Source organism: Glutamicibacter sp., assembly GCF_032154645.1.
Lineage (GTDB): Bacteria > Actinomycetota > Actinomycetes > Actinomycetales > Micrococcaceae > Glutamicibacter.
Window position 1 is genome coordinate 298,965 of sequence record NZ_JALDXV010000002.1, and the last position, 14,916, is coordinate 313,880.

18 protein-coding genes and 1 tRNA gene are annotated in these 14,916 nt (G+C 60.6%); 10 read left to right on the forward strand and 9 right to left on the reverse strand.

Translation table 11 applies throughout. The features are described from left to right. Positions 1-3: 3 nt before the first annotated feature. Positions 4-771: an IclR family transcriptional regulator gene (locus RUH64_RS03230; RefSeq protein ID WP_313811250.1), complete on the forward strand. Its 768-nt coding sequence runs from the start codon at positions 4-6 to the stop codon at positions 769-771. On the opposite strand, the gene RUH64_RS03235 is transcribed toward RUH64_RS03230, so the two are convergent. Continuing rightward, complete coding sequence (locus tag RUH64_RS03235) at positions 768-1,397, reverse strand: hypothetical protein (protein WP_313811251.1); 630 nt, start codon at positions 1,395-1,397, stop codon at positions 768-770. The two genes, RUH64_RS03230 and RUH64_RS03235, sit on opposite strands and share 4 nt — an antisense overlap. Positions 1,398-1,533: 136 nt before the next feature. Between RUH64_RS03235 and RUH64_RS03240 the strand changes: the two genes are divergently transcribed. Both RUH64_RS03240 and RUH64_RS03245 read left to right on the forward strand, forming a co-directional pair. Continuing rightward, positions 1,534-2,121, forward strand: a complete 588-nt coding sequence (locus tag RUH64_RS03240) for an NADPH-dependent FMN reductase (RefSeq protein WP_313811253.1) — start codon at positions 1,534-1,536, stop codon at positions 2,119-2,121. A gap of 93 nt (positions 2,122-2,214) precedes the next feature. Then, on the forward strand, positions 2,215-3,348 hold the full coding sequence (locus RUH64_RS03245; protein ID WP_313811255.1) for a hypothetical protein: 1,134 nt from the start codon (positions 2,215-2,217) through the stop codon (positions 3,346-3,348). A 73-nt stretch (positions 3,349-3,421) separates the two neighbouring features. Here the strand turns inward: RUH64_RS03245 and RUH64_RS03250 are convergent, their stop codons facing one another. From RUH64_RS03250 to RUH64_RS03260, 3 genes are read right to left on the reverse strand one after another with little or no spacing between them, the layout of a single operon-like run. Further along, entirely contained in the window at positions 3,422-4,093 is a 672-nt protein-coding gene (locus RUH64_RS03250; RefSeq protein WP_313811257.1) for a hypothetical protein, read from the reverse strand. A gap of 56 nt (positions 4,094-4,149) precedes the next feature. Beyond that, positions 4,150-5,433: a HAMP domain-containing sensor histidine kinase gene (locus tag RUH64_RS03255; RefSeq protein WP_313811258.1), complete on the reverse strand. Its 1,284-nt coding sequence runs from the start codon at positions 5,431-5,433 to the stop codon at positions 4,150-4,152. Between the two features lie 2 nt (positions 5,434-5,435). Then, positions 5,436-6,113: a response regulator transcription factor gene (locus RUH64_RS03260; protein ID WP_313811260.1), complete on the reverse strand. Its 678-nt coding sequence runs from the start codon at positions 6,111-6,113 to the stop codon at positions 5,436-5,438. A gap of 164 nt (positions 6,114-6,277) precedes the next feature. Here RUH64_RS03260 and RUH64_RS03265 point away from each other — a divergent pair, with 164 nt between their 5' ends. Then, positions 6,278-6,790: a hypothetical protein gene (locus RUH64_RS03265; protein ID WP_313811262.1), complete on the forward strand. Its 513-nt coding sequence runs from the start codon at positions 6,278-6,280 to the stop codon at positions 6,788-6,790. Between the two features lie 14 nt (positions 6,791-6,804). Here RUH64_RS03265 and RUH64_RS03270 read toward each other — a convergent pair whose 3' ends face one another. Continuing rightward, entirely contained in the window at positions 6,805-7,125 is a 321-nt protein-coding gene (locus RUH64_RS03270) for a hypothetical protein (protein ID WP_313811263.1), read from the reverse strand. Positions 7,126-7,272: 147 nt separating this feature from the next. On the opposite strand from RUH64_RS03270, the gene RUH64_RS03275 reads away from it, so the two are divergent. Beyond that, the gene (locus RUH64_RS03275; protein ID WP_313811265.1) at positions 7,273-7,800 is read left to right on the forward strand and encodes a hypothetical protein; all 528 of its coding nucleotides are present in this window, start codon (positions 7,273-7,275) and stop codon (positions 7,798-7,800) included. A 54-nt stretch (positions 7,801-7,854) separates the two neighbouring features. On the opposite strand, the gene RUH64_RS03280 is transcribed toward RUH64_RS03275, so the two are convergent. Further along, positions 7,855-8,130: a hypothetical protein gene (locus tag RUH64_RS03280; RefSeq protein ID WP_313811267.1), complete on the reverse strand. Its 276-nt coding sequence runs from the start codon at positions 8,128-8,130 to the stop codon at positions 7,855-7,857. Between the two features lie 140 nt (positions 8,131-8,270). Between RUH64_RS03280 and RUH64_RS03285 the strand changes: the two genes are divergently transcribed. The 3 genes from RUH64_RS03285 to RUH64_RS03295 all read left to right on the forward strand — a co-directional run bounded on the left by RUH64_RS03285 (position 8,271) and on the right by RUH64_RS03295 (position 11,088). Continuing rightward, entirely contained in the window at positions 8,271-9,464 is a 1,194-nt protein-coding gene (locus tag RUH64_RS03285; RefSeq protein WP_313811269.1) for a histidine kinase, read from the forward strand. Next, positions 9,461-10,147, forward strand: coding sequence for a response regulator transcription factor (locus tag RUH64_RS03290; protein WP_313811270.1), 687 nt, complete (start codon positions 9,461-9,463; stop codon positions 10,145-10,147). Before RUH64_RS03285 ends, RUH64_RS03290 begins: the two co-directional genes overlap by 4 nt. Before the next feature lie 101 nt (positions 10,148-10,248). Continuing rightward, on the forward strand, positions 10,249-11,088 hold the full coding sequence (locus tag RUH64_RS03295) for a CPBP family intramembrane glutamic endopeptidase (protein WP_313811271.1): 840 nt from the start codon (positions 10,249-10,251) through the stop codon (positions 11,086-11,088). Positions 11,089-11,243: 155 nt separating this feature from the next. On the opposite strand, the gene RUH64_RS03300 is transcribed toward RUH64_RS03295, so the two are convergent. Continuing rightward, positions 11,244-11,319: transfer RNA gene (locus RUH64_RS03300), tRNA-Ala, on the reverse strand. Between the two features lie 193 nt (positions 11,320-11,512). On the opposite strand from RUH64_RS03300, the gene RUH64_RS03305 reads away from it, so the two are divergent. Next, positions 11,513-11,938, forward strand: a complete 426-nt coding sequence (locus RUH64_RS03305; protein ID WP_313811272.1) for a VOC family protein — start codon at positions 11,513-11,515, stop codon at positions 11,936-11,938. Here the strand turns inward: RUH64_RS03305 and RUH64_RS03310 are convergent, their stop codons facing one another. Further along, on the reverse strand, positions 11,939-13,111 hold the full coding sequence (locus RUH64_RS03310) for an MFS transporter (protein ID WP_396275978.1): 1,173 nt from the start codon (positions 13,109-13,111) through the stop codon (positions 11,939-11,941). Positions 13,112-13,303: 192 nt separating this feature from the next. Here RUH64_RS03310 and RUH64_RS03315 point away from each other — a divergent pair, with 192 nt between their 5' ends. After that, complete coding sequence (locus RUH64_RS03315; RefSeq protein ID WP_313811275.1) at positions 13,304-14,245, forward strand: endonuclease/exonuclease/phosphatase family protein; 942 nt, start codon at positions 13,304-13,306, stop codon at positions 14,243-14,245. Here RUH64_RS03315 and RUH64_RS03320 read toward each other — a convergent pair. Beyond that, positions 14,242-14,910: an alpha-ketoglutarate-dependent dioxygenase AlkB gene (locus RUH64_RS03320; RefSeq protein ID WP_313811276.1), complete on the reverse strand. Its 669-nt coding sequence runs from the start codon at positions 14,908-14,910 to the stop codon at positions 14,242-14,244. The two genes, RUH64_RS03315 and RUH64_RS03320, sit on opposite strands and share 4 nt — an antisense overlap. Between the last annotated feature and the right edge of the window lie 6 nt (positions 14,911-14,916).

Sequence of the window (14,916 nt, forward strand, 5' to 3'; positions counted from 1 at the left end):
GAAATGACGGAACTGCGCAGCGAATCACGAGGCACCTCGGTGATCGTCAACGTACTGGATGTACTTCGTTGTTTCACCGTGGAGCGCCCCCTGGTCGGCGTCACCGAGATCGCCGATCAGGTCGGCCTGCACAAGTCCAGTGTTTCCCGCATCCTTGCCACCTTGGAGCAGGAACAGGTGGTGGACCGCGATGAACAGACACGTAAATACCGGCTGGGCGTGGGCCTCATCGCCATCGCGGGTCCACTGCTTGCCAACTTGGACGTCCGACAGGTCGCATACCCGATCCTGCAGGAACTGCGGGAAGCAACCGGGGAAACCGCAGTACTGAATATCTGGGATGGCAGCGAATCGGTATCGGTGGAACAACTCCCCTCCCTACGACTGGTCAAGCACACCTCGGTCATGGGTTCGCGATACCGAACCGGCCTGAGCGCCTCGGTACAAGTCTTCCTCTCCTATGAGCTGCCCGAACGCCTGACGCAGCTGCTGGCCGATGGTGAGATTGAGCTTCCCGACATCGATAGAGATGAATATCGGGCCCGCCTCGACCTGGTCCGCGAACGAGGCTATGCCGTGAACTACGGAGAAACCTCCTTGGAAGAAGTCGGAGTGGCTGCAGGGGTGTTCGACCATCGCGGTGAACTGGTCGCCTGCGCCATGACCGCGGCCCCGTTCTACCGCATCGGCAGCGAAGAACTTGAAGAGCTCTGCCGGCATACGCTCTCGGCCGCCCAAAAAATCAGCACAAGGCTGGGCTACCAGGGCTAGAAGGTATAGGTATTTCCCGAACCGGTATCCACGCTGGGGGCTTCAAGGCCCGATGACCAGTTGACGGTGTTGTGATCGCCATGCACCTCAAAGGCTTCGGAAATTTCATCCAGCAGCACCGTGGCATTATTTCCGTCGATCTTCAGCACCTTGGCATCAACAGCATTGACGCTGGCGTCATCGGCGCCGAGGATCACCTCGTCAACACGTTTGCCGGTCAGGTGGGTTCCCTTGGCCTGCGATTCCAGCTTGGCCAGCTCATCCACGTTGAGGGTGACGCCTTCACCTTTAACGTCCGCAGTTCCCCATTGCGTACCGAGAATCGTCGCGTTGGAGCCGGTCAATTCCACGGTGTCGGCCTGGGCAATATTGCCCCGCACCCCGTTGCCGCTGATCTGCACCGTTCCACACTGGCCTTCTATCACCGGCGTTGCTTCATCGGCTGCGATGACGATGTTTTCCCCTTCGGTGCAGTTTCCGCCGGTTGAGAGGTCGCGGGCCGGCGCCGCCGCCACGGCCTTGCTCCCCTCGGTGGTCGCACCACTGCAGCCGGACAGCATCAGGGCTGCGGCAGCCAGGAGCAGGCCGCCGGTTCCGGGCAGAAATTTTCTCAGCTGCTGGTTCATGATGCTCTGCCTTCAGGTTTCATGGCGCCGGGCGCACGGAGGTTTCTCCTCCGGACTCTATCCGAACCGCAGCGGCATATGGATGATTTAACCAAAAGTTCTTTACGCGGTGCCCGATTGGTGTTGGACTTGCCCCATGGCATACAACATCGGCTACTTTGTTGGTTCGCTAGCCACGAACTCCATCAACCGCACCCTGTCCAAGGCGTTGATCAAGTTGGCGCCTGACACGTTGTCCTTCACCGAAATCCCCATCAAGGATCTGCCGCTCTACAGCTACGACTACGACTCCGACTTCCCGCCGGAGGGCGTGGCGTTGAAGAAGGCGATCGAAGCTTCCGACGGTTTGCTCTTCATCTCCCCGGAATACAACCGTTCAATCCCCGGAGCCCTGAAGAACGCCATCGACTGGGGTTCGCGCCCCTGGGGGACCAATTCCTTCGCCCGCAAGCCAACCGGCATCGTCGGTGCTTCCATCGGCGCCATCGGCACGGCGGTGATGCAGTCGAGCATGCGCGGTGTGCTCAGCTTCCTGGATGCGCCGCAGCTGAACTCCCCCGAGGTCTACCTGCAGTTCAAGCCGGAGGACTTCGAGGCTGACGGCACGGTGAACAACCAGGGCACCGCCGATTTCCTGCGCCACTACATGGGCGAGTATTCGGCCTTCGTCGAGCGCGTCCTCGACGCCACCGCAGCCGGCCACATCGGCGATCCAGACCAGTAAATCCGCCCGTTCACCGCAGCAGCCTCCCCTCGAGGCTGCGGCGGTGTGCTGTGCTTTAGGGTTAGGACCCGGGCCTGAATTATGATCTAGATCATGACGACCACGAACGGCCTCGCCGCAGCCCTGGACCACTACGGCACCCTGAAATCTCAGCTGGTGCAGTATGCGACGGGACCGATCTTCCAGGATCACCTGACCCGCTTTGCGCAGCTGCATGAGGATGCGCTGCAGCAGGGGCATATCGATCTCCAGGCGGTGGTGGACCAGTTTGTCTTCAACTTCCGCTTCGACAACGACGCGACCATGGCGCAACGCTTCGCCGCCGACCAGCAGGTCAACCAGCGGGATGCGGTGCTGCTGCAGGCGATGGACGAGGGCTTCCAAGCGTTCTTCGAGATCCTGCAACAGGACCATGAGGCCGATGCACTGCGCATCAAATGCTGCTTCTCCGATCTGGAATACACGCTCATGCCGACCCTGCCCGGTGGGCTTTCAGATCCGGAGTTGGCAGCCGGGGGCTTCATGTCTGCGCGCATCACCGAGGTTCCAGGCGCCGGCGTGTGGACCCCCAGCGGTTCGCTGTCGGTGCTGCCTGCAGCCTCCGGCAGCCAGCTGGTCGAGCTGGTGCGCCAGCAGTCGATGCAGCATCCCGAATTCTCCCACCGCAATCCCGCCTACCGACAGATCGCCCTGGAGCGATCGCAGAGAATCCACGAGTATTTCGTGGCCGCCCACGGCGGACACACGCTGTACGCTCCGATCCTTCAACTGGTCGATGCCTATGTCGATGCCCAGCTCGCCCCCGCGGCTGACAATGTCCCGTCCGACCAGCGTGAAGCCACCGAAAAGATGCTGCGCGCGTCAATCCTTGACTCCGAGTTAATAGGGCAAAGAGACGTCATGCTGCACAGCCACCCGCTGGCAGGCCTGAGCTTCTACAGCCAGATCGCCGAACTGAACCAACTCCTGTATCTCGGGGCCGATCTCAACCCCGACGAAGTGGAACGGCTGCGCTCATTCATTCAGGACGATTCAACTCCTGCCTGGCTGTTGGGCGAGCTCGTCACCGAGCAGCTGCCCTTCGCCGAACAGGCGCTGTCCCTCGCGCTGGACCGACCGGGGTTCAGCTGGCAGGCCGAGGGTGAACTGTTCCTTGATTCGCTGCCCTCCGAGCGGGAGCCAAGCCTGCAGTTGGCGATCCATTCCGAGTTCTGCCGTTCGCTCTAAATAACCCGCCGACGCCGAAGAACCAGCCCATCTGGGCTGGTTCTTCGCTTGGGGCAAGGTGGTTGGGCTCTGACTAGTCCTCGGTGTTCACCTGCTTCAGTGCCGAGTCGAGGTTGATCTCCGCTTCCTGGTTGCCTGCGGTGCGCAGTTCAACCTCATAGGCTTCTGGTGCATCATCGCTGGTGGAGATGGAATCAAGGGTTGCCGATGGGGTGTTGGCGGCGGTGAGCGCCGCGGCCTTGATCGCTTCCAAACGGTTCACATCGAGGGCCGGGTCGTTCTTGTCCTCGGCTTCCGCCTTCTCCACCTCGGAGGCGGTGATGCTTCCGTCGGCCGCAACGAAAAGGTCCTGTTCGTCGTGGTTGGCGAACTGCACCTCTACCTCGTAGCCTGAGCGTTCAACCTCGATGGAGGTGACGGACTGGGCGTTGGCGTGGTTTAGGGCTGCCTGCGCCGCGGTGCGCAGCGCCTCGGTGCTGGCATCTGCGTAGCCGCCGGTTTCCTGCTGCTCGTCGCGGTCATCATCCTGATCTTTGTCGTCGCGGTCATCGTCGTTCTCGCCGCCGGCCTGCTGGCTGCTCGTGGCGGCGGTCGGCTGCTTTGAGCCGTTGCCGTCCATGGAACTTGCTGCATAAGCGCTGCCGCCCACGGCGATCAGTGCGATGGCTGCCGCTGTTGACAGTGCCGGAACCTTGCGGTGGTTGCGGTTCTTGGCTGGGACTGGGGTCTGTTCTTCGTTGTTCATACTTCTACTGTGCCCAAAGGGTGCTGAAGGCATTCTGAAGCTTCCTGAAGGATTTTTCAGCTTCCCGGAAGCACCACGGTAAATCTGGCGCCGCCCAGTGGGGAATCATCCACGCTGATCGTCCCGCCGTAGGAATCGATGATCCGCTTTGTGATGGCAAGGCCCAGTCCGCTGCCGCCCGAATCCCTGGTGCGCGATTCATCCAGGCGGGCGAAGCGTTCAAAGATCGCCTCCCGCTGTTCCTCGGGCACACCGCTGCCGTCGTCTTGAACCGTGAGTTTCAGGTTCTTCCCCTCCTCCGCCGACAAGGACAGCAGGATGCCGCCCGAGGCATGCCTGGCGGCGTTGTCGCCCAGGTTGCGCACTACCGTGGTCAGCAGCTGCGCGTTGCCGTTGAAGCGTGCCGGATGCACCTCCGAGGAATCCACCGCCAGCCCCAGCTGACGCAGGCGCCGCGCCTCCTGAAACAGCAGGTCATCCACGTCCAGCAGCTCACTGGTGTAGCGCTGGCCCTCGTCCAGCTTGGCGAGCAGCAGCAGGCCCTCCACCAGCTGCTGCATCCTTGTACCCTCCTGCAGCACCGTGTCGCTCAGCGTTTCCAGCGAGGTGGCCTCGGGGTAGCGGGATGCCAGCTCCGCATGCTGGCGGATGGTGGCCAGCGGCGAGCGCAGCTCATGGGAGGCGTCGCTGACGAACTGGTTCTGGGTTTTCTGCGCCCGCTCCAACCTGTCGAGCATGTGGTTCATGGTTGCGGCCAGGGCGCCGAGCTCATCGGCCCCCGAGTCAACCCGCCGGGTCAGGTCCTGAGGTCCGATGGCATCGACCTGTTGGCGCAGCGTTTCCACCGGGGCCAGTGCCCTGCCGGTCACCACCCAGACAACGAGGAAGATCAGCAGCACCACCAGCGGGATACCAATGACCAGCAGTGTATTGGTGGTTGAGACCGCTTCCTCGACCTGGTCCAGCGGCCTTGCCACCGTCAATGTGCCGGCGTCGGTCTCTGCTGAGTCCGCGAGGTAGGCCTCGCCGTCGACGATCACGCGGGTGCGAGCGCTGACCTGGGGCAGGTCGGCTGCCTCGTCGTCGTTGATGATCGTGCTTGAACCGTCGAGCCGGGCGAGCATTCCCTCGTCATAGGAATCAAGGGTGTTCGGGTTCTCTTCCACCTGGTCCCCGAGGTTCTCCAAGTCCTGGCTCAGCGAGTTTTCCACCTGCTCGTGCAGGGTGGTCGAAATGATCCAGGATGCCGCGAAGCCAGAAACGCCGAGGACTATAGCGACGATGAGCACCGCGGTGGCGGTAACCCTGGCACGGATGGAGCGGGTGATTCTCATAGCCATGCCTAGCCGCCGTTTCCTGCGAGCCGGTATCCGGTGCCGCGCACGGTTTGGATGGCATCGCGGTCAAAAGGCCTGTCCACCTTGGAACGCAGGTGGCCGATGTAGACCTCGACGATGTTCTCTTCCCCGTCAAAGTCGTCTCCCCAGACATTGGCGATGATTTCACGCTTGGTCACCACTTCCCCGGTGCGGCGCATGAGGAAGTCGAACACCGCCAGTTCCCTGGCGGTGAGTTGAATGTTTTCCTCCCCGCGGAAGACCTGTCGGGCGGCGGGGTCCAGACGCAGGTCGCCTGCCTGCAGCACCGTCGGCCGTTCGCGCGCCTGACGCCGGGTCAGCGCCCGCAGCCTCGCTACAAGTACCGGATAGGAGAAGGGTTTGGTCAGCCAGTCGTCCGCCCCGGTGTCTAGGCCTTCGACCTCATCCCATTCACCGTCTTTGGCGGTGAGGAAGAGCACCGGGGTCCAAATTTCGTCGGCGCGCAGGGCGTGGCAGACGCGATAGCCGCTCATTTGCGGCATCATCACGTCCAGCACGATCACGTCGTAGTCTGCGTTCCTTGCAAGCCGAAGCCCGTCGACCCCATTGTGGGCAACGTCGACCACCATGCCCTCGGCCTCAAGCCCTCGGCGTATGCCGTCGGCTAGACGCACCTCATCATCAACCAGCAAAATCCTCATGATCACATGCTAGTTCCCGGTAGCTGAAGCCACGCTGAAAGAGCTGTTGCGCTGTGGTTGGTAGCAACCAAACCTCAACAAATGCTGATATAAACACCTCGAGCCAAATGGTATACCGTTTCAATTGAACGCTAAACAACCTCACACCTCAGGATTGGAGCAACATGAAACGACTGGTTATCCCGGCACTCGGCATCGGACTTGCGCTAGCACTTCAGGGCTGCGCTGCGGGAAGCAACAGCGCAGAGCCGACGGCAACCGTCACCGTCACAGCCTCCCCGACGCAGCAGGCCGACAACGCCGAGACCCAAAACTCCGCGAAGGACACTGCACAAGACACTCCTGCGCAGTCGGTCACCACGGCCTATGAAGAATCACGCCGTTCGGTCTTCACCTTGGACGCTGATCAGGTGTCGGCGTTCACCGGCATGGATTTTGAATCCTCGGACCGCGCGGAGCTGATCTCCAAGCTCAGCGAAGAATCGCGTTGGAAGCAGCAGGAGAACACCTCGAAGTACTCAAAGCTCATCGCCCAGGCCATGGATGCAGAAAGCGAGAGCGCCGAGGATGCCCTGCGCGAAATGAGCCAAGACGACCGCGCCAAGCTGCGCGTTTACGTATCGCATAATCAGAACGCCACGCTGGCGCACGTCGGCGTCACCCACGACGACAAGTAATGCCGTCATTGTAGTTAGATGACATAGAAATCGCTGCGCCGGTCGCCAATGCGGGAGATCTCCAAGACTTCCGAGGTGAAGCGGAAGGTTGGAACCCCATCTTGCCGAAGGTCCAGAATGAACTGCGCGGATCGTCCAATTTTCAGCTGCTCCACGGAGAGCACAGTGACCCGTTCCTCGTCGCGGCGCAGCGACTGTATCCGAGCACCGTCCATACTGCGGTGCATTGGCCGCGCACCGGGAAGCCGGCGCAGCGTGCTGCTTTGGCCGACACTGAGCTCATAAATGCTGCCGGTGGCGGTAATGATCTCGTACACGCCCGTTTCTAGCGTCATGCCATCAGTGTATCGACGGCAGTTAGCCTGCTGTCCAGAGACCATGGGGGTAGTGAAACCTCAGGTCCCAAAAGTTAGCATTCGCCGCAATTGTGACGCCGACGATGTTCGGTGCTGTCATCATCAGTCATGACTTAAAATAATTTCATGAGCACCAAGCCAATCGATGACCACCCGATGCTTCGCGCACACCGAGTCCTGCGTCCTGGATTCGGCACCGAAGCCGCAGTTTACGGAACCATCCTCGTCAGCGGCTTGATCGCCCTGTCTGCGGTTCACGGGGAATCTTCAGTCATCGCGTTGGTCACCGTGGTGGTGACGGTGCTGGTCTTCTGGGCCGCACATGTTTATGCAGGCACAGTTGCCGAACTCGGCGCGCAGGGCGAGGCGCACATCAGCGTCGGCACGGCGCTGCGCCGCTCGCTGAAGCACTCCTTCGGCATGCTCACCTCGGCGGCAATTCCAGTACTAATCCTTTTGCTCGGGACCACCCGTCTCATTCCAGACGACGTGGCAAATGAGATCGCGCTGTGGTCGGGAACCGTCATTCTTGCGTTCCTCGGCTATGTGGCCTTCCTGCGACGCGGAAGCCCCATCTGGGCCCGCGCCCTCGGCGCGCTGACCACCGCGTCCTTCGGCATCGTCTTCATCATCCTCAAGGCCTGGGTTCACTAGCCGGCCAGCGGTGCACCACGCCCAAAAAGCCAAACGCCTTATTGACGTCGAATCCTAAGCCCCTTCAAGAAGGACAGTAACTACATAGAGCACCGGCAGCGCGGCAAATCCTAGGACCGCAGAAATCAGCACCCCGGCCAAGGAATTCTTGCGCCATGCCATCACCGCACCCGCGATGCCGAAAATCATCGGCAGGCACATCATCCACATCGGGCGGGCGACTGACCCGCCGCTCCAGTCCGGCAAGGCCAACGCAGAAACCAGCACCAGCCCCATGAATAAGGCGCTGGACGTTGGAATTCGGCCGCTCGTTGCTACTGCGTTCGCCAAGATGTCATCCTTCCCTCGCTGTTGAACCAGCCAACTACATAGTGGTCGCTGCAGCTAAAGAGTCCAAGTCTATGGCACATTAGTGGATTCCAGCGATCGATCGCCGCGATACTTTGCATCCAGTGCCTACACTTGGATTCATGTCGAGCAACGAAGCAACGGGCACCCCGGCGGATCGAACCATCCTGGGTACCGCGTGGCGCGTGATACCCGCAGTTCTCGTCAGCCTTGTCATCTGGGGTTCACTTGTGCTGGCACAGGGCGAGGACATCACTGAACTGCAGCATACATGGTTCTCGATCATCGACCCTGCCCTTGGCATCGCATCACTGGTTTTCGTGCTCGCGTATGTGCGGCGCAGTCCAGTGCTCGTCTCCGTAGCTGCAGGCCTACTAGTCATCATCTCCACCGCCGCCATTGGTCCGGCGCTGCTTGCGGTCGCTTCTGTTGCCACCCGAAGAAAGTGGCGTGAAATCTCACTGGTCGGCTCGGTCAATGTCATCACAATGCTGTTTCTCGGCTCGATCTATCCCTCCAGCTCTTCTCTTCTCCCCTGGTGGAATCGTGCAGTCATATTTACGCTCGTTCTCGCGGTGGTCGTGGCCGTCGGCGTGGCCATCGGTCAGCGCCGAGCAATTCTAGACGGACTTCGCGAACGAGCCGAGCAGGCCGAACGAGAGCAGGAAGCCCGCGCCGAGGCAGCACGGGTGAGCGAGCGCAACCGCATCGCCCACGACATGCACGATGTTCTTGCACACCGCATTTCACTGATTGCCTTGCACTCTTCGGCATTGTCCTTCAGGGGCAACATGCCCGAGGCCGAACAGGCCGTGGCCCTGCAGACCATTGCGGACAATGCACGCCTTGCACTAAGCGAATTGCGAGAAGTGCTCGGGGTGCTGCGCCAACCATCCTCAGGCGACCAAGCGTCTGTGGCACCCCCGCAACCGTTGCTGAGCAACGTCCCGCAACTCGTGGACGAGTCCCGCGCCACGGGAAGTCAGATCAAGCTCATCGAGGCGGTAGAAGGAGCTCCCCCGCTAGCTGTCTCTCAAGCCGCCTATCGCATCGTGCGCGAAGCCCTGACCAATGCCCGCAAACACGCACAGGGAGCTCCCGTAGTCGTGTCCATCGCGGGTGAAGCCGGCGAAGGCTTGGCGCTGCGCGTCACCAACGGCGCTGCGCCGGAGGATGCAGCGGTACATTTGCCGGGCTCTGGTCTCGGACTTGTCGCCCTCCGGGAACGGGTTGAGCTGCTTTCGGGCAAGGTAAACTACGGAACCACCGCCGATGGAGAGTTCGAGATCGCCGCGTGGTTACCATGGGAGGCATGACCGATACGAGTTCCACCCAGCCAGCAGCGCTGAGGATCATCATTGTCGATGACGATCCGCTGGTGCGTGCAGGACTTGCCATGATCCTCGGCTCCGATCCAGGGGTGCAGATCATCGCCCAGGCGGCCGATGGGGCGGAGGCTGTGGCAACGGTCGCGCAGGATCCGCCGGACGTGGTCCTCATGGATATCCGCATGCCGGTGTTGGACGGGCTGGCGGCCACGGAAGAAATCCTCAAGCTACGCCAGCCGCCGCACATCATCCTGTTGACCACTTTCGACACCGATGACATGGTGCTGCGCGGTCTTCGCACCGGGGCTGCAGGGTTCTTGCTGAAGGACACGCCACCTGCACAGCTACTCACGGCAATTAAGAATGTCGCCGCCGGCACACCCGCACTGTCCCCACAGGTCGCAAAGACCCTCATTGCCACCGCAACCTCCAGCGAACGTTCGCTTGATGACCAGGCTAAAAATACCGCTCGTGCCCAGATCACCCAGTTGACCGAGCGTGAGCTCCAGGTGGCGCAAGCAGTTGAACGGGGACTGTCAAACGCCGAAATCGCCGCCGAGCTCTACCTCTCGATCCCCACGGTAAAGGCCCACGTCGGGCGAATCATGGCAAAGCTCCTTGTTGACAACAGGGTTCAATTGGCGCTGCTCGTCCACGACGCGCACCTCTAATTTAAGCTCCCCCACACCCAGAAACTGTATATACCAAAGTAGGGGGTAGCCGTAGACCTTGGGTGCTTCTGGGCACTTTACAGTTTCCAGATACTAGATACATGAACACCAAATCACTCACCCCAGCATCTGCCCCAACCACCGCATCCGGCGCCCTTCGCGTCCGGCCCCGCATCTGGATCGGCCTCGCAGTCTTTGCCGGCTACGACATTCTCGTCAGCGCCGTGCAGCATGCATCGGGCATCGCCTACCCAGACCTGGGAGTGAGCGGCCTGAACCTCTTCCTCGGCGCGGGTGTCTCGTTGATCGTCGCCGCCCTGTTTCTGGCAGTCACCGCAACCTGCCTGGGTTGGTGGCGTCCGGCGCTCTTCGAACAGCGGCACAGTGTGCGCTGGCCGATCTTCATCCCTGCACTCATGGCTGCTGCACTGTTGATCAACCTCGTCAGCGTGGACTGGGCCTCCTACGACCTAGGCTTCTTTGCCGCCTCGATCGTTTTACTCTTGGTTGGCTTCGTCGAAGAGATGGCCACCCGAGGACTGCTCATCGTCGGCTTGCGCAGCCGGCTGTCGGAGGGCTGGGTCTGGTTCTTCAGTTCCGCCGTGTTCGCCCTGATGCATCTCGAAAATGCCTTGTCCGGTCAGAACCTTACTTCGACAATCCAGCAAGTATTCTTCGCATTCCTCGCCGGCACGGTCTTGTACATCCTGCGCCGCACCACCGGCTCGCTCATCTGGGCAATGGTCCTCCACGGCCTGTGGGACTTCTCGGTCTTCGCTCTCGGCCATGGCGCCGCCGGTCCATTCGCTGGATTCGGAGTTATGCTCAATACCCTCGCCGGGGTCCTCGCACTGATCTGCGTAGCTTTCGTCATCCGTGGTGCGAAGGAAAGCACCGCACAAAACAAAGTGGTCGCTTCGAAGGTCAGCCTCGCAGCATAACCGAATATCAATACCCTCGCCCCGGCTAGTTGGTCGGGGCGAAGTACTGCCCAGATGGCTAAGCTTATTTGACGGCTTGTTGCGGCGGGGTAGGCCAGAAAAGTTTCGAAAAAGAAAAATCCTGAAACTCGTATGAGTTCCAGGATTTTTCCATTTGGTGGAGGTAAGGGGATTCGAACCCCTGACCTTCTGCATGCCATGCAGACGCGCTACCAACTGCGCCATACCCCCAAATGAAGGGTGGTTTCTTCGATCTTTTCGACCTCTGAACCGAAATAAAACTCTACCGGAGGGAATGCAGAAACACCAAATCGACCTCCAGAGACGCTGATCACGTCCTTCTATTCACTTTGTCGGTCGCTGATGGCAGAATGTGGCACGTGGATCGATCGGTCCCACCCACTGGATGAAAGGCGCGAACCCTATGAGCATTGGATTGACCCCTTATCTTCGTTTCGCCGGCGATGCCCGCGAGGCCATGGAGTTCTACAACTCTGCCCTTGGTGGAGAGCTATCTTTGTTGACCTTCAAAGAAGGCATGAATGATGACAACCCTGCAACCACCGACCTGATCATGCACTCCTCGCTGTTCATCGAGCGCGGCATTCACCTGATGGCCTCGGATACTCCGCCGGAAATGAACGTAACAGCCAACGGAACCGTCGCTTTGAGCAGCGACGGCGACGATGAGGCCGATGCAGCACGACTACGCCAGTGGTGGGATGCACTGGAAGCCGACAGTCGTATCGACATGCCGCTGGCTACCGCACCGTGGGGAGATTCCTTCGGTCAGTTGACCGACAAATTCGGCGTCACCTGGATGTTCAACATCACGGCGGTACGCGCCTAACTACCGGAGGTTGGCCTGTTCCTGAGCCGCGATTGCGTCGCGGCCCACGAGCAGGCCAATTTTCTTTGCCCGCAGCTGGGTCAGCCAGGCAAGCAACAGCCCCAAGGCCGCAAGGATTGCCCCGACAATCGACGGTGCCCTGTAGCCAAAGCCCGCAGAAATAACCGCGGCACCCAGCGCCGCACCCACTGCGTTGGCAACGTTCAGTGCCGAGTGGTTCAACGACGCAGCAAGAGACTGCGCATGCGGTGCAGAGTCCATCAGCAGCGTCTGCAGGCTCGGAACAAGCAGGGAACCTACCGAGCCCAGGATGAAGACCATAATCAGCGTCGGCACGACCCAGCTGGTCACGGCCGCGAAAATCAGCATGGCGATGATCATGATGAAGTTGCTCAGCTTGATCGCACCGAATACCGACCAGTCGGCCAATCGGCCGCCGATCAGGGAACCTGCCACCATACCCAAACCATAGAGACCCAGTGCGAACGGCACCGCGGAAATGTCCAGTCCAGTCTCATCGGTCAGTGTCGGAGAGATGTAGGAATAGACGGCAAAGAAGCCGCCGAAGCCGACAATGCCGGTAGCCATGGCCATCCAGACCTGCACGTTCTTCAATGCCGAGAGTTCTCGGCGCATGCTGGCACCCGGTTCTGCCCTATGCCACGGCACAAACACGGCAATAAGGATCAATGTCAGCAGTCCCACCGCCGCCACCGAGACGAACATCGAACGCCAGCCGACCATCTGCCCCAGCTTGGTCACCAGCGGTACGCCTGCAACGTTCGCCACCGACAGGCCGAGCATGACCCAGGCGATGGCGCGGCCCCTCATGCTTGCGGGTACCAAACTGCCTGCCAGCACACCGGCCAGGCCGAAGTAGGCTCCATGCGGCAAGCCGGCAAGGAAACGAGTGACAAGCATGGTGCCATAGTCGGGCGCGAAGGCCGAAGACAGGTTGGCTACGGTGAAGAATGCCATCAACAGCAGCACCGCACGTTTTCTCGGCATCTTGGCGGCGAGTGCGGTCAGCACCGGCGCGCCGATCACCACACCGATCGCGTAGGCGCTGATCATCAGGCCCATTTGCGAATTAGTCACGCCGAGGTCGGTAGCGCCTTCCTGCAGCAGGCCCATCATTGAAAATTCGGTGACGCCGATGCCGAAGCCGCCCATTGCCAGCGCAATGATGGCCAGCAGCAGCGGGGTGCCGGAAAGGTATTTGCTGGGCAAGGAAGTAGTCAAGTAGTTGTCCCTTGGAAGTCAGGTGGTTTCACGGCTTCATCGACGCCTGATTCCATCGTAGTAGGCAGGCTCGCACCGCAAAATCATCAATCCCACAGAATTCTGTGGCACTGTTGAATTCCAATGTCCAAAACATCAAATGGCCGACTGTCGGCAGCTCGAATCATGGCGCGGTTGTTTGTCATCCTCGCCAGCCTTTGCCTTGCTGCGCTGATGGCGTTTCACCAGCAAATCCCTGACATCGCCGGCCTGGGCCTGGTGATCGACAACCTCGCCCCGTGGCTTGGTTTAGGCATTCCGATCCTGTTGCTTTTGGCGATCGGCTGCGGCGGACGTGGTACCTTCATCACATTGTTGGTACCGGTCATTGTTTGGGGTGTGCTCTTCGGTCCCGCCGCAGTGCCCGCCCAACGGGTTGAATCCCCCGAAGCGTTGAGCGTTGCCACGCAAAACGTCCATCAGGATGCCGTACAGTCGGCGCAGACCCTTGCCGATTCCGGAGCCCAGGTAATCACCCTCCAAGAGCTCGGCTCGGGACAGATCGAGCAGGTCACCAAGGCATTGCGCAAGAGCCACCCATACTTCTATTCGGTCAGCACCGTGGGAGTGTGGAGCAAGTACCGGCTGTCCAACCCGCAGCCGCTAGACCTTGGATTGGGCTGGAACCGTGCGCTGCGCATTGATGTTGAAGCCGATGGTGGACCGGTACGTCTCTATGCAGTCCATGCAGCCTCGGCTCGTCCCATGGCGCACTCAGAACGCGATGCAATGCTCGCCGCACTGGGCACCTATCTTGCCAACGACGGATCGCCGCGGATCATCGCCGCCGGTGACTTCAATGCAGCCAACACCGATAGGCACTTCGAGCCCGTGGCTCGCCAGTTGGATCAGGTCCCCTACACCGCGTGGGGACTGCCGATGACCTGGCCACGCACCCCGTTCCCCATGCTCAGCATCGACAATGTGCTCACCCGCGGAGCCAGCGAAGCTTCCATGGAACGCATTGCCGCAGGAGACTCCGACCACTACGCGCTGCATGCCACCGTGCTGCTCACCGGCAGCTAGCTCATCCCCGTCTCGCGCAGCGTGATATTGATCCGCCCTGCTCCCAGCGGTAGTTGTGCCGGAGCTGTTGCGGGGAAGATTTTCGTCACCGCGTGGTAGGCGAAGCGCGAAGCCCCGTCGAAGACAAATAGGTCCCCCGAAGCTAGGCGGATGTCCTGCCACGGCTGATTGCGGTGTTCATTGTTGCCCAACCTGAAATTGGCCGAATCTCCGATGGACAGGGAAACCACAGGGGCATTGATCTTCTCGTCGGCGTCCTGATGCATGCCCATGGTGGCATCCGCGTCGTAGTAGTTCACGATTGCTGCATCCGGAGCATAGGCCGCGGCCTTCTGCGCATCGCCGGTTGCATCGAGTACTGCTCGTTTTCCCAGATCAACGAGCCACTGTTCCATCGGTGCCACGGGCGCCCCATTGATGTCGTTGGCCGTGCGGGAGTAGCCGCCGGGGGTCCAGTGCCAGCCGAGGCACAGGCTCTGCACGCTCATCGGGTGCTCGTTGATCAATGTCTGATGTGGTGGCACGGGTCCCTGCCCCCAAGCGAAGAATCTGCGCACCATCCATGCCTGTGCGTGCTCGTTCAACCAGTTCGGCAGGTGCCAGGCGCCGGGCCGCAGTTGCACCGGTTCGCGTGGCAGGGCACTGTCGTCAAAGAGTGAATCCATGGTGGT